Origin of the sequence: Acinetobacter sp. CE-15 (assembly GCF_051059255.1) — a bacterium.
In the GTDB taxonomy this organism is placed as follows: Bacteria; Pseudomonadota; Gammaproteobacteria; order Pseudomonadales; family Moraxellaceae; genus Acinetobacter; species Acinetobacter guillouiae.
This window is the reverse complement of sequence record NZ_CP192737.1, coordinates 68,556-81,854: the sequence shown is the minus strand read 5'-3', so window position 1 is coordinate 81,854 and position 13,299 is coordinate 68,556. Positions and strand designations below refer to the sequence as shown.

Here is a 13,299-nt window from a genome sequence, read left to right as displayed (position 1 = left end):
TAATTAGTTGTTTACCTATGAACCAAAATTCAAAAACTAATGATGATACGATTGACTTAAAAGAGTTATTTTTCTCTTTAATCGCTCAATGGAAAGTGATTGCGCTTTGTGTCATTTTAACTTTAATCTGTGCCTTACTTTATTTACGTGTAACATCACCCCTCTATTCTACAGATGCAATGGTTCAGGTTGAAGATGGTAAAAGTGCTGCCTCTGCGGCCCTTATGGGGGAACTCAAAGATGTTGCAGGAGGTTTGGGGCAAAAATCACCAGCTGATGCTGAAATAGAAATCTTAAATTCGCGACTTGTACTTGGTAAAGTGATTCAGAATTTGAACTTAAATATTCAGATTCAAGACAATGTAGATACTTTCTTTCATAAATTAGTGTCCAAAGAAAAATCTAAACTTAGTTATAGCGCCCAAGCAGTTGATTTTCAAAAAAATCAGTCTAATTTTTCTATTTTAAAGCTAGATATTCCAGAATATTATTATGATAAAAAACTCACTTTAAAATTTATAGATAAGAAGCAATTTAGTTTAGCTTATAAAGACCAAGTTGTATTTCAAGGCACGCTCAATCGGCTCAACCAATCTCAAGACAATAAGGGATTATGGTCGGTTCAAATTAATAGTCTCAATCCATTTCAACAAGACTTTACCATCACTAAACTTTCTCTCCCTTCAGCTGTTAAATTAATTCAAACAAATTATTCTGTGGCTGAAAAAGGAAAAATGACAGGTGTCATAGGCCTCAGTTATAACGGAAATGATCAGCAGCATATTACTCAGGTTCTCAACAATATTCTGAGTGTTTATCATGAACAGAATATTGAACGTAAAAGCTTAGAGTCTAAACAAACCTTAAGTTTTCTCGACCAACAATTGCCAGAACTAAAACTGCAGCTTGAAGAATCCGAGATTAAATTCAATAAATTCCGCGAACAATATAATACTGTGGATGTCACTCAAGAATCAGAGCTGATGTTAAAGCAAAATATTGAATTGGAGAAAATGCGAATAGAGTTAAAACAAAAACAAGCTGAATATTCTGCTAAATATACCCCTGATCACCCACTCATGACAGAGATCAATGCGCAACTCGCGGCAATTGATAAAAAATCTACGGAACTTAACCAAGCCATTAGACGTTTACCTGAAACTCAACGCTTATATTTACAACTCTATCGCGATGTTAAAGTCAATACCGAACTCTATACCTCTCTATTAAACAGTTACCAGCAATTAAAAATTGTCAAAGCAGGTGAAATCGGTAATGTTCGTATCATTGATACTGCAGTAGAACCTGTTAAGCCGATTAAGCCAAGAAAATTGATTGTGTTAATTCTTTCCATTTTTCTAGGTGGCTTTATTGGAGTAATGATTGCATTACTCCGTAATATGCTTTCATCAGGGATTAAAGATTCAAGCCGAATTGAAAATGAACTTGATCTACCTGTGTATGCTACTGTGCCTCGCTCTCCGATTCAAGAAAGTCGTGTACAGTTACTGAAAAAGAAAAAGTCAATTCCGATTCTTGCGGCTAAAAATAGTGAAGATATTGCGATTGAAAGCTTGCGTAGTATTCGTACCACGATTCACTTTGCTTTAAATAATGCAAAAAATAATATTATTGCGATTTCAGGACCTGCTCCAGAAATTGGTAAATCTTTTATTTCGACCAATCTTGCCGCAATTTTTGCACAAGGGAATAAGAAAGTTTTGTTGATTGATGCCGATATACGCAGAGGTTATTTACATAAATATTTTAGTCATGACACTTCACCAGGTTTAACTGAGTATTTAGCAGGTCAAAGTTCGCTTGAGCAATGCATTGTTCATTCAAATACTGTAAATCATTTAGATTTTCTGCCACGCGGTAAAAACCATAGTCATGCTGCTGAAATGCTTAGTTCAGATCGTCTTAGCGAATTATTGGAACAGCTTTCCCAGCAATATGATCATATTATTATCGATACACCGCCTATCTTAGCAGTAACTGATGGCATCATCATTTCTCAATTTGCAGGTGTAAATCTTGTGGTTGCACGATATGCAAAAACACAGATGAAAGAACTCGAATTAACCATCAATCGCTTTGAACAGGCGGGAAGCAAAGTGAATGGTATTATTCTCAATGATGTTCAAGCAACTGCTGGAGGTAATTATGGCTATAATTATGCTTATGCCTACACCGCATCAAAAGATGACTGATATCAAATGAGTAACAGAAAAGCCAGATTAAATCTGGCTTTTTTGTGTCAATTTTTTGATCAATTTAACTGTATATTTTTAGTTGTCGCCATCAGATAACTATATCGTTTATGATGAAGAAGTTATATGCTTGAGCAGATTATGCTAATGATCAAATTAGCCTCTTAAAAGATTAAAATTTGGAAATTTTTATGAGTAAAGCCTTACCCATCGCAATTGCTGTAATCTTAGGTGGTGCTGCACTTGTACCTGTTTATTATGCATCTCAACATCCTGCTGATGTAAACAGTCACTCAATGTCAAAAAATGCTAAACCTGTAGAAAAAATTAGTTATGCACTTGGTTATGAAGTTGCGAGCCAAACCCCACCTGAAGTCGATGTGAATACATTTATCAGTGGTATTCGTGACGGCCATGCTAAAAAACAACGTGCCTATACAGATGAAGAATTACAAGCTGCGTATGTTGACTTCCAAAAAGAAATGCAACAAAAGCAATTACAACAAAGCAAAGAAACAGCTTCATCAAATGACTCATTCTTAGCTGAAAATGCGAAAAAAGAAGGTGTTAAAACAACAGCTTCAGGATTGCAATATAAAATCACCAAAGAAGGTACAGGTAAACAGCCTGCTGCTACTTCACAAGTTACGGTACATTACAAAGGTCAGTTGTTAGATGGCAAGGTATTCGACAGTTCATATGATCGTGGTCAACCGGTTGAGTTCCCTTTAAACCAAGTGATTCCAGGTTGGACTGAAGGTTTACAGCTCATGAAGGAAGGCGGTAAAGCAACCTTATATATCCCTGCAAAATTGGCTTATGGTGAACAAGGTGTTCCTGGTACGATTCCTCCAAACAGCACTTTAATTTTTGATGTTGAACTTGTTAAAGTTAAATAACATTTAAGAAAAGGAGAGATTTACTCTCCTTTTTTGGATTTTAATTATGAAAAAAACACTTATTGTGCTTAGTCTTAGTATGCTGAGTAGCGCAGCTTTCTCAGCACCGATTAACAATAAAAGCTCCCAACAAGATCAACTGGGTTATAGCTATGGTTATGTCATGGGACGTACCAATGCCGATACCTTAAAACAAATTAATTTAAATGCCTTTATCCAAGGGATCAAAGAAGGCTCTACAGGTCAGAAAGCAAGCTTAACTGATGAAGAAATGGCAAAAGCACTTGCACAATATAAACAGCAAACCGAAGCAAAACAAATGCTAGAGTTTAAACAAGCTGCAGATGTAAATGCCAAACAAGGTGAAAATTTTCTTGTAGAAAATGCGAAGAAAACAGGTGTAATTACTCGCCCAAGTGGTTTGCAGTATAGTGTTTTACAACAAGGTACTGGGAAATCACCCTCTGCGAAATCTAAAGTCTCTGTAAACTATGAAGGCCGTTTACTTGATGGTACTGTATTTGACAGTTCTTTTGCACGAAATGAAGCGGTAGAATTTCAAGTTAGCCAAGTGATTCAAGGTTGGACTGAAGGTTTGCAACTGATGAAAGAGGGCGCGAAATATCGTTTCTTTATTCCAGCGAAACTTGCCTATGGTGAGATTGGTGCGGGTGATGCGATTGGCCCAAACAGCACATTAATCTTTGATGTAGAACTATTAAAAGTTTTACCTTAAGTTAAATGTGAAATAGCTTTTAAAATAAAAACATCGCTCAATTGCGATGTTTTTTTATGCTCTAATAAAATCTTATCGCATTTCATAGACGTAAATTCATCCCTTGGTCAAACTTACAGTACCGTATTTTATTATTTAGAATTTAAATTCTATCCCACACGCTATGGCGACATCCTTGCCGCCATGCGCTAGATACATCACTTATGAACGAATGATGCTCAAAGTAAAAGCTATCTCATTTATATTCTATTGATTGGTCTTAATTTAGTGCTTTAAATGTCTTGGTCTAAATCCTGCAGCAAGCAGTGCAACACCATAAGCCACAATACCGACCAAACATAATCCGACAACCTCAAGAATTCGAAGCCATTGCGAAGCTGCACCATCATACCAATTTAAAGCAAACCATAGCGCACCAATCATCACGATATTGGCTATGGCAAATTGAACGAATAATTTTTTCCAGTGCGCACCAAAACGGAAAATATTTTTCTTATGTAAATAAAAATATAACATCCCTGCATTGACCAAAGCTGAGCCTGAAGAAGCAATGGCTAAGGCCATATGCTCAGCTTGCCAATCAATCAATTTAAAAATACCAATAAAGATAATGTTTAAAATCGCATTTGCTGCAACCGCCATTAAGCCGACACGTACAGGTGTTTTGGTGTCCTGAATGGCATAAAAACCTGGTGCAAAGACTTTAATCAACATAAATGCCAGTACACCACCACTCATACATTGCAGCGCCATAGCGGTCATTTGTGTATCACGTGCATCAAAAGCGCCATGCTGGAAAAGCGCTTGAATGATCGGGGTAGATAACATGAACAAAGCAATACTGGCTGGCACACCCACCAAGACAATCACACGAGCAGCCCAATCCAGCATTCTACGGAACTTGGCCTGATCTTGTTCTGCTTTACTTACGGAAAGAGACGGAAGAATCACGGTACCAATGGCAACACCAATCAATCCAAGAGGTAACTCGGTCATGCGTTCGGCACTATATAACCATGACACCGAACCATCTTGCATGAATGACGCCCAAATTGTATTTAGTAATAAGTTAATCTGAGTGACTGATACACCAAATAAAGCGGGCAACATCAGTTTTAAAATTCGATCTACACCCTCATGTTTAAAATCAACTTTAGGTGGAATCAGTAATTTTTTATTCCATAATTCAGGTATTTGAATGGCAAGTTGTAAAACCCCTGCTGCAACCACAGCCCATCCTAAAGCCATGATCGGTTGAGCCATATGCGGGGCTAACCACCAAGCACCAGCAATCATTGCCACGTTGAGTAATACAGGCGAAAACGCTGGCGAAGCAAAAGAACCATAACTATTCAAAATACTGCTGGCAAATGCAGTCAATGACATAAACATCAGATAGGGAATCGTTAAACGAAACATATCTACAGCCAAATCAAATTTTGCGGGATCGTTATGAAAACCGGGTGCATAGACATACAAGATCACAGGTGCAATGATCATACTGATCAAAGTTAACAGTGACATCACCATTAACAGGCAGCCAAACACACGACTAATGAGAATCTGTACTTCCGCATGCAGTTTTGTAGTTTTATATTCAGTGAGTACGGGAATAAAGGCTTGTGAAAAAGCCCCTTCTGCAAATAAACGCCTGAAAAAATTGGGAATACGAAAAGCGACCACAAAGGTGTCAAAATCCTTACCTGCCCCAAACACATTGAGCAAAACCATATCTCTGACTAAGCCCAAGACTCGTGACAACATGGTCATTGCACTGACAATAAAGGTGGATCGCCACAGCGCCATCGTATTCACCTAGTTAAAATAAAGTCGCTATTGTAATTAAATATTCTTAAAATTGCGTTGTTAAATCATAAACAGACACTTATTTACTTTGCTTGTTCTACTTTTAATTTTTTCTGATTCAAACTTTCTCTAAACTGCTGCCATTGAAAATGTGGTCCAGGATCAGTTTTTCGTCCTGATGCAATATTAGAATGTCCTGTTAAATGATGATCAGTTTTTGGATAAGCGTGTTGCAAAATGGCAACCACATCAACCAGTTGTTGATATTGGATCGCTTCAAAATCGCGATCATCACTTCCTTCAAGTTCAATCCCAATTGAATAGTCATTACACTCAACTTTACCCAGATAAGCTGAACGTCCAGCATGCCAAGCCCGATCATTAAAATTAACAAACTGGATAATTTCACCAGTTCTTAAAATCAATAAATGTGCAGAAACCTGCATACCCTCAATGGTTTGAAAATAAGGATGGACTGACCAATCCAGTTGATTTTGAAAAAACTGTTCAATATAACCGCCACCAAATTGTGACGGTGGCAAACTAATATTGTGAATCACAATCAGCTGAATCTCTGTATTTTCAGGACGTTGATTATAGTTGGGTGATGGGACTTGTCTTGCGCCAATCAATTGACCATTTACGACCTGAAACTGTGGTGCAGATTGCATATCTTATTCCTACAGAATTTTTCTATTTTCAATAAAGCTGATTCTCAATATTTTAGTGTACTCTTATCTGTATAAAATAAAAACTTCTTCAAACTTGCAACGACAGTGCTAATATATCGCTCAGTTTTTAAGGGTGACTAAAATAGGGATATCCATGAGCATACCTGAATCTTTGCTTGAACAATCTATTCAAATTAATATTCAACAAGCACTCCAAGAAGATATTGGCGATGCTGATATTACTGCCCTACTCACACCAGAAGATGAGCAAGCGACAGCCACGATCATTTCGCGTGAAGATATGGTCTTGGCGGGACAACCTTGGGTCGATGCTCTGATCAAGGCTTATGATCCAAGCGTACAGATTACTTGGCTTAAAAATGATGGAGACTGGGTCAAAGCCAATGAAACTATTTATAAATTGGCAGGTTCTGCGCGTAGCTTGCTGACTGTTGAGCGTCCTGCATTAAACTTTGTGCAAACCCTGTCGGCAGTCGCAACCAAAACGGCTGAATATGTAAAATATCTTGAAGGTACACCAACCAAATTATTAGATACACGTAAAACTTTGCCGGGTTTACGGATTGCACAAAAATACGCAGTTGCTGTAGGTGGCGGGCAAAACCATCGCCTAGGTTTATTCGATGCATTCTTAATCAAAGAAAATCACATCATGGCTGCCGGTGGCATCGCTCAAGCAATTGCCAAAGCGCATCAAATCGCACCAGGTAAGCCTGTTGAAGTCGAAGTTGAAACATGGGATGAACTGAATCAAGCACTTAAAGCCAAAGCAGATATCGTCATGCTAGATAATTTTAGCCAACAACAAATGATTGATGCAGTTAAACATGTTGCAGGGCGTTGTAAATTAGAAGCTTCTGGGAATATAACCCTTGAGAATTTAAGTCAAGTTGCACAAACAGGTGTTGACTATATTTCGATGGGTGTATTAACCAAAGATGTTAAAGCGATTGATTTATCTATGCGTTTTAATGACTAATCACTCAATCATATTCGGTCATAAAGCAGTATCTATATACTGCTTTTTTATTACAAAATATAACGATGAGTCAATAAATAATCAGCTAATTTTATGCAAAAGACCTTCTAAATAACAATCAAATTATGTGCATCAACAAAAGAGATAAACAATGAAAAAACATATTTTATATTCATCACTATTCGCATCCATTATTCCGATCTTGAGCCATGCAGGCACCGTCAATGTGCATGTGTTAAGTGCAACAGTGAAAGATCAAAATATTGCCAATGCTGAAGTGATTTTGCAAAAAAATGGTGAGCGCTCTGCTTCAAGTTCTACCAATACAAGCGGCCGAGCCTCAGTCAATAGTAATACTATAGACAGTTCAGATAATTTACTGATTATCAAAAAATCAGGTTATTCAACACTGGTTGCAAAATGTCCATGTGATGGCATGACCTACGCCTTAAGTCCTGTACTCAAAGATCTCAACAGTATGCGAATTGTACTGAATTGGGGGCAAAATCCTTTAGATCTCGATTCACACTTAAGTTATAAAAATCAGCATGTATATTGGGACAGTAAACAAGGTTTGGCTGCAAATCTGGATGTGGATGACACCGACTCTTATGGTCCTGAAACCGTCACGATTGATAAACGTTTAGAAGGTCAATATTATGTGTATTCAGTACATGACTATTCTGATCGGACTCAACCAACTACGACCAATTTATCCAATAGCCAAGCCAAAGTCATGGTCTATGCAGGTGAATCACTGATTCGTTCTTATTATATTCCGACTGGTCAAACGGGTAATCTATGGACTGTATTCCGCATTAGCCCTGAAGGTGAAATTCAAGACATCAATCGTATTTCAGGAACCACAGTTAACGCAAGCCAAGTGGGTTCAACAGTATCAAATTATCAAAATCAAACCACTCGGGTAAATATCGTTCCTGTCTCAGCAGATGCGCAAAAACGAGCCAAGACACTTAATTTAAGTGCGGATAAAGCCTATCAAAACAACCAGATTGAACAAGCTGCAATGCTCTATCAACAGTCTATCGACTACAATCCAAATGTTGGCCAGACCTATAGTAATCTTGCTGTTGCTTATCAAAAGCTCAATCGTTCCTCAGAAGCTTTATGGGCAAATCAAAAAGCCATTGCTTTGGCAACCAATAACAATACCAAAGCTTATTCTCACTATAATATGGGTAAAATCTATGAAAATAATCAAGATTATGCCCAAGCTAAGCAACATTACCAATTGGCCAATCAATACAAACCAAGCGCGACTTATGATGAAGCGATACAACGTGTAAGCCAGTAAAAAAAATTGCCCAAAGGATATCTACATTCTTTGGGCAACGTTGATGCTTTAGTTTGCTATTTTTTATTGATTAGTTTTAATTTTGCTTACAAAACAAGCAGTTTTTACATAGAAAAGCCGTCTGAATAAGCCTATAATCTTTGGCTTCCAATACATTCCTGTAATTAGGCCAATGAAGACTTTGAAACAACAAGTTTTGTTTTTACTTGTCGCTTTTTTATCTGTATTTGCTTTTTTCTTATATCAAGAAGATATCACGCGTTTCTTTCAATTACGTGACATCTATCTAAAACCACGTCTGTATAAATATGGCTTTTCAATTCTCTTAAACTACGCCTTTATTAGTTTATTTTATTTAATCCTAAGAAAAACCTTTGCGACCATTTTACTTAGTCAATTTATTATTTTTTTACTGAGCTTTATCAATATCAAGAAAGAGCAATATCTTTCTGCAAGTTTAGTTCCTAGTGATTTTTTATTATTTAAAGAAACCTTTATCGCCTCTCCAATCATGCTCAAAATTGCAGTCTTTGCAGCAATTGTGGTGTTTATTGGACTATTTGTATTTCTCTATAAAAAAGAAAAATTAGGGACGAAGCCTCTTCTCCTGACAAACAGCATTTTATCTTTTGCCATCCTTGGTTTCTTTATCACTGCGAATTTTAAAAATAATTTTAGTGAAGCTTGTGCCAATGCAGCAAAAAATTCAATTTGCCAATATGCAAAATATTTACCCAATACCCGTGGTGACTGGATTGGTGATCATCTAACCATTAAATACTTAGGTTTTTCGACCTTCTTCTTTTCCAAAACCGTAGATGGCTTAAACAATAAAATTTTCCAAACACAAGTTATTCCTGAAGAAAAAGTTGCTGCTTTTTATCAACCGATGGCGGTTGAACATGATGAAGAATCTACAGCGAATCTAGCATCAGATGATCCGTCACAACAAAAGTTATTGCCAAATATCGTTTTTGTGATGAGCGAGTCGCATTGGGATGCCAGAAAATTAGACAAAAGCATTCCACCTAACATCACCCCAACGATTAATAAAAATCAGGTTTCTAGCTTATTGTCTCCAAGTTTTGGTGGAGGAACTGCTAACGTTGAGTTTGAAGTGTTAACCAGTCTAAATACCTATTTAAATCATAATGAACTGGCTTATGTATCAAAATTAAAACGTCCAACTTATTCATTACCGATGTATTTAAATACATTGGGTTATGAAACAACTGCAATGCATAACAACGGCAAATATTTTTATAACCGTAGCGCAGTTTATCAAAATCTAGGTTTTAACCGTTTTACTTCAATTGAAAATATGATCAACATGGCTGACCGCGCCAAATATATCAATGCTGCGGGTTGGGCTACTGATGATTTGATTTATAACAGCATTGAAAATCAGCTTAAAAACACTGATAAACCGCAATTTATCTATGCGATCAGTGTTGAAAATCATCCAATGTACAGTGATGATCGCTTTGGTAAAGACCATTTTAAAATCACCAAAGATGGTGTGAGTGAGAACAGTAAACGCGCGCTGAATACTTATTTAACGGGTATGCAACGTGCTGACGATAAATTTAAAACCCTGATTGAGCATGTTAAACAGCTTGATCGCCCAACAATTGTGATTTTCTTTGGTGACCATTTACCCAACTTACAAAGCGTTTACGATGAGTATGGCTTCTTTAAATCAGCGCAAGAAAAAGCTGAGAAAAAAGATGTGCGCTTCTTTGAAACACCGCTTGCAGTTTGGGCAAATTTCCCCATTGATCAAAAGCAATTTAAAGGGCCTTTTGTGGCAGCACATTTCTTAGCACCCAAAGTATTAGAAGCTGCGCATATTCCCCTTTCACCTTACTATGCTTTTGTGAATAAGGTGGGTTCTTGTTATAGCACTGTTCATCAAACAGGCACACAAACGCAAAAATCTTGTGAATTTAATCAAGCTGAGATTCTACAACAGTATAAAGACATGAATATGGATGTGTTAAATGGTAAGAATTTCACTTATCAGATGTTAAAATCTAAAGCTGAAAGCTAGTCCTGCCCAAATGATCAAGAAGGTTCTCCAGAGTCTTCTTGATCATGCTGCTGTTCAGCATGTTGTTGCGGTTCATTATTTTTTGCGTCAAATTCTTTGCTTTCGAAATCTTCACGGCGTGGATCTCCAGCCATCAATACAAAGGTAATCACTGCGAATAGAACAATGAGTATTTTCATAAGCCTGCCATTTGCTAAAGTTTGAAATATTCTAAATATCGGTTGATGAAAAGATTTGTAGAGTCTGTATACGAAACAAGGGATTTCAGCTGATTTATGTATCTATTGACGTAAATAGATGATTGGAATCTTAATCATGTAAGTTTGCGCAAATTATGTGGCCTTCTATCAACTAAAAATAAGGTGCAATTCGCACCTTATTTAAATTATAAAAATTCAGCTATTTAAAATTAAGATTCTATAAATCCCATATAAGGGTCAGAAAATGAATCTTTACCCGTTTCAATACGCCCAGCAAAACGACGTTTAAAGGTGCTATCGCCCTCTATTGTTACAGTAAAATCATACCAACCACCGAAATCAGACATATTCCAATTCAACTCCTTTTCTGTAGAAGCCGTTTCGATATTCCATGTCTTATTGGGTAGATAAGCATTGGCTTTCACTGTCAATTTTGCTGTTTTCGTAGCGTCATTACGAACTTTTAAATAGAGTTTAGGATCACATTCTTCAACACATACACGCACTTCTGGCAATGCCTCTATTTGTGCAGACTTGGCTAAATCACCTGCAAAGCCACGATGGAAGCCATTTGGACCCAACACCCATAAATCATATAGTCCATTTGAAGCTTTCCATACATCGTCCAATTGCTTACCTGCTTCAACCATATAACGACGAGGAATCGCATCTAAATTCAATTTGTCATAAACATGGAAAACTGCAGCGTGTGTTCCTGTATTGGAGAACATTAACTTCACCGTTTTTGTTGCCACATCAACTTTCGCACTACTATGTAAAATATAAGGCAATGCCCGAGACAATCGTGTTCCTAACTCTTGAACAGGATAGACCTGACTTAAAGGACGGGAAACCGGCGGCAATAGCGCTTGCGCATTACGAATCGCATCTGCATCATTCTTGGTTTTTTTACCCATCAAGTCCGAAATAGCTGTGGTATTTGGATTTTTAAAGTCAAAAGCTGTTGTTAAATCACCACATACAGCACGGCGATATGGACTAATATTCGGTTCTTGCACGCCAAAACGTTGCTCTAAGAAACGAATAACAGACGAATGATCAAAAACCTGTGAATTTACCCAACCACCACGGCTCCAGGGAGAAATCACATACATAGGTACGCGTATTCCTGGACCATAGACTCCCACACCATTACTGACTTTAGGATCAGTAAAGTTAGGTTGTCCTGCTGAAGCTTTAGGATGCGTAGCGTATTCATATGAGATTTGTTCATCACTCAAAGTGGTTTTACCTTGCATCACACCTGAAGCGTCTTTTGAAGGTGCACTTGGTGATGGAACGTGGTCAAAAAAGCCATCATTTTCATCAAAGTTGACCAATAAAACCGTTTGGCTCCAAATTGCAGGGTTTTCCGTTAAAGCGTTTAAAACTTCCTGAATATACCAAGCACCTTGTACAGGGCTTGATGGTCCTGGATGCTCACTATAGGCCGCAGGTGCAACCATCCAACTGACTTGAGGTAATTGACCTTTGGCAATATCATCTTTAAATGAAGCAAGAAATCCACCATCAGGCATCGTATTGGCAATCCCTTTATACAACGGTTGTGTTGCATCAATGGCTGGATCATAAGCAGGACACGTGCTGTCATTGTTTACAGGTTTACCAGACAACTCATTGGCACGGCGATATTGTTTAAAGCCAGCCAAAGGATTGTCGGTAAAGTTATCTGGCATATTTTGATAAACTTTCCACGTCACACCCGCTTGTTGTAGGCGCTCAGGATAGGTTGTCCAATCATAGCCTGTGCTTGATGCACCAATACTGTCCAAGTCATTTACGACACTGGCAACACCCGCAGCTTTCGGACCGTTTGAACCTGCCCATAAGAACATACGATTCGAATTGGTTCCTGTATGCATTGCACAATGATATGCATCACACAGGGTAAAGGCGTTGGCAAGTGAGAACTGAAATTCAACTTCTTTTTGTTTGTAATATCCCATAGATTGGGGTTGTTTATACTGTACCCAATTGCCCATACGCCCATGGTTCCAAGCAAATTGCCCATCTGTCCATGAGTGTGGCGTACCGCTAACACGTTGTGCATTGCCACGCGTGCTGTCTAAATGATAGGGAAAGATTTTATTCTTATCTTTATCGTATTGTTCCCAAATCTTACGGTTGTCGGATAGCGGAATCGTAAAACGATCACCAAACCCACGAACACCCTTTAACGTTCCAAAATAATTATCAAACGAGCGATTTTCTTGCGTCAAAATGATGACATGTTTTACATCTTTAATCGTGCCTGTTTCGACTTTGGCGTCAATGGCTAAAGCTTTTTGGATGCTGGCTGGAAAGCTGGCTAAAGCGGCTGTACCAAATATTGTTTTTGTTGAATTGACTAAAAAATCACGACGGTTCATCTCTATTTCCTTATTTTTT

General features: G+C 37.7%; 10 protein-coding genes. 6 read left to right on the top strand and 4 right to left on the bottom strand.

Translation table 11 applies throughout. The features are described from left to right. The first annotated feature begins 17 nt into the window (after window positions 1-17). The 3 genes from ACQ7EO_RS00360 (at window position 18) to ACQ7EO_RS00350 (ending at window position 3,848) form a co-directional block, all read left to right on the top strand. Window positions 18-2,213, top strand: coding sequence for a polysaccharide biosynthesis tyrosine autokinase (locus ACQ7EO_RS00360; RefSeq protein WP_434278666.1), 2,196 nt, complete (start codon window positions 18-20; stop codon window positions 2,211-2,213). A 191-nt stretch (window positions 2,214-2,404) separates the two neighbouring features. Beyond that, complete coding sequence (locus tag ACQ7EO_RS00355) at window positions 2,405-3,112, top strand: FKBP-type peptidyl-prolyl cis-trans isomerase (RefSeq protein ID WP_004723516.1); 708 nt, start codon at window positions 2,405-2,407, stop codon at window positions 3,110-3,112. Window positions 3,113-3,158: 46 nt separating this feature from the next. Further along, window positions 3,159-3,848, top strand: coding sequence for an FKBP-type peptidyl-prolyl cis-trans isomerase (locus tag ACQ7EO_RS00350; RefSeq protein ID WP_434278665.1), 690 nt, complete (start codon window positions 3,159-3,161; stop codon window positions 3,846-3,848). A 264-nt stretch (window positions 3,849-4,112) separates the two neighbouring features. On the opposite strand, the gene murJ is transcribed toward ACQ7EO_RS00350, so the two are convergent. Continuing rightward, complete coding sequence (gene murJ / locus ACQ7EO_RS00345; protein ID WP_171066951.1) at window positions 4,113-5,663, bottom strand: murein biosynthesis integral membrane protein MurJ; 1,551 nt, start codon at window positions 5,661-5,663, stop codon at window positions 4,113-4,115. A 74-nt stretch (window positions 5,664-5,737) separates the two neighbouring features. Further along, window positions 5,738-6,325, bottom strand: coding sequence for a 1,6-anhydro-N-acetylmuramyl-L-alanine amidase AmpD (ampD, locus tag ACQ7EO_RS00340; protein WP_434278664.1), 588 nt, complete (start codon window positions 6,323-6,325; stop codon window positions 5,738-5,740). Between the two features lie 154 nt (window positions 6,326-6,479). On the opposite strand from ampD, the gene nadC reads away from it, so the two are divergent. The 3 genes from nadC to ACQ7EO_RS00325 all read left to right on the top strand — a co-directional run bounded on the left by nadC (window position 6,480) and on the right by ACQ7EO_RS00325 (window position 10,690). Continuing rightward, entirely contained in the window at window positions 6,480-7,325 is an 846-nt protein-coding gene (nadC, locus tag ACQ7EO_RS00335; RefSeq protein WP_434278663.1) for a carboxylating nicotinate-nucleotide diphosphorylase, read from the top strand. A 151-nt stretch (window positions 7,326-7,476) separates the two neighbouring features. Next, window positions 7,477-8,640, top strand: coding sequence for a YfaP family protein (locus ACQ7EO_RS00330; protein ID WP_333664530.1), 1,164 nt, complete (start codon window positions 7,477-7,479; stop codon window positions 8,638-8,640). A gap of 172 nt (window positions 8,641-8,812) precedes the next feature. Next, the gene (locus ACQ7EO_RS00325; RefSeq protein ID WP_434278662.1) at window positions 8,813-10,690 is read left to right on the top strand and encodes an LTA synthase family protein; all 1,878 of its coding nucleotides are present in this window, start codon (window positions 8,813-8,815) and stop codon (window positions 10,688-10,690) included. A 14-nt stretch (window positions 10,691-10,704) separates the two neighbouring features. Here the strand turns inward: ACQ7EO_RS00325 and ACQ7EO_RS00320 are convergent, their stop codons facing one another. Next, window positions 10,705-10,869, bottom strand: coding sequence for a hypothetical protein (locus ACQ7EO_RS00320; protein ID WP_004723523.1), 165 nt, complete (start codon window positions 10,867-10,869; stop codon window positions 10,705-10,707). A 230-nt stretch (window positions 10,870-11,099) separates the two neighbouring features. Further along, window positions 11,100-13,280 (bottom strand): phosphocholine-specific phospholipase C, encoded by a 2,181-nt coding sequence (locus ACQ7EO_RS00315; protein WP_419373104.1) that lies wholly within the window; start codon window positions 13,278-13,280, stop codon window positions 11,100-11,102. Between the last annotated feature and the right edge of the window lie 19 nt (window positions 13,281-13,299).

Coding starts and splice junctions, on each gene's coding strand:
- ACQ7EO_RS00330 (WP_333664530.1), top strand. CDS start 7,477: ATGAAAAAACATATTTTATATTCATCACTATTCGCATCCATTATTCCG.
- ACQ7EO_RS00315 (WP_419373104.1), bottom strand. CDS start 13,280: ATGAACCGTCGTGATTTTTTAGTCAATTCAACAAAAACAATATTTGGT.
- ACQ7EO_RS00360 (WP_434278666.1), top strand. CDS start 18: ATGAACCAAAATTCAAAAACTAATGATGATACGATTGACTTAAAAGAG.
- ACQ7EO_RS00355 (WP_004723516.1), top strand. CDS start 2,405: ATGAGTAAAGCCTTACCCATCGCAATTGCTGTAATCTTAGGTGGTGCT.
- nadC (WP_434278663.1), top strand. CDS start 6,480: ATGAGCATACCTGAATCTTTGCTTGAACAATCTATTCAAATTAATATT.
- ACQ7EO_RS00325 (WP_434278662.1), top strand. CDS start 8,813: ATGAAGACTTTGAAACAACAAGTTTTGTTTTTACTTGTCGCTTTTTTA.
- ampD (WP_434278664.1), bottom strand. CDS start 6,325: ATGCAATCTGCACCACAGTTTCAGGTCGTAAATGGTCAATTGATTGGC.
- ACQ7EO_RS00320 (WP_004723523.1), bottom strand. CDS start 10,869: ATGAAAATACTCATTGTTCTATTCGCAGTGATTACCTTTGTATTGATG.
- ACQ7EO_RS00350 (WP_434278665.1), top strand. CDS start 3,159: ATGAAAAAAACACTTATTGTGCTTAGTCTTAGTATGCTGAGTAGCGCA.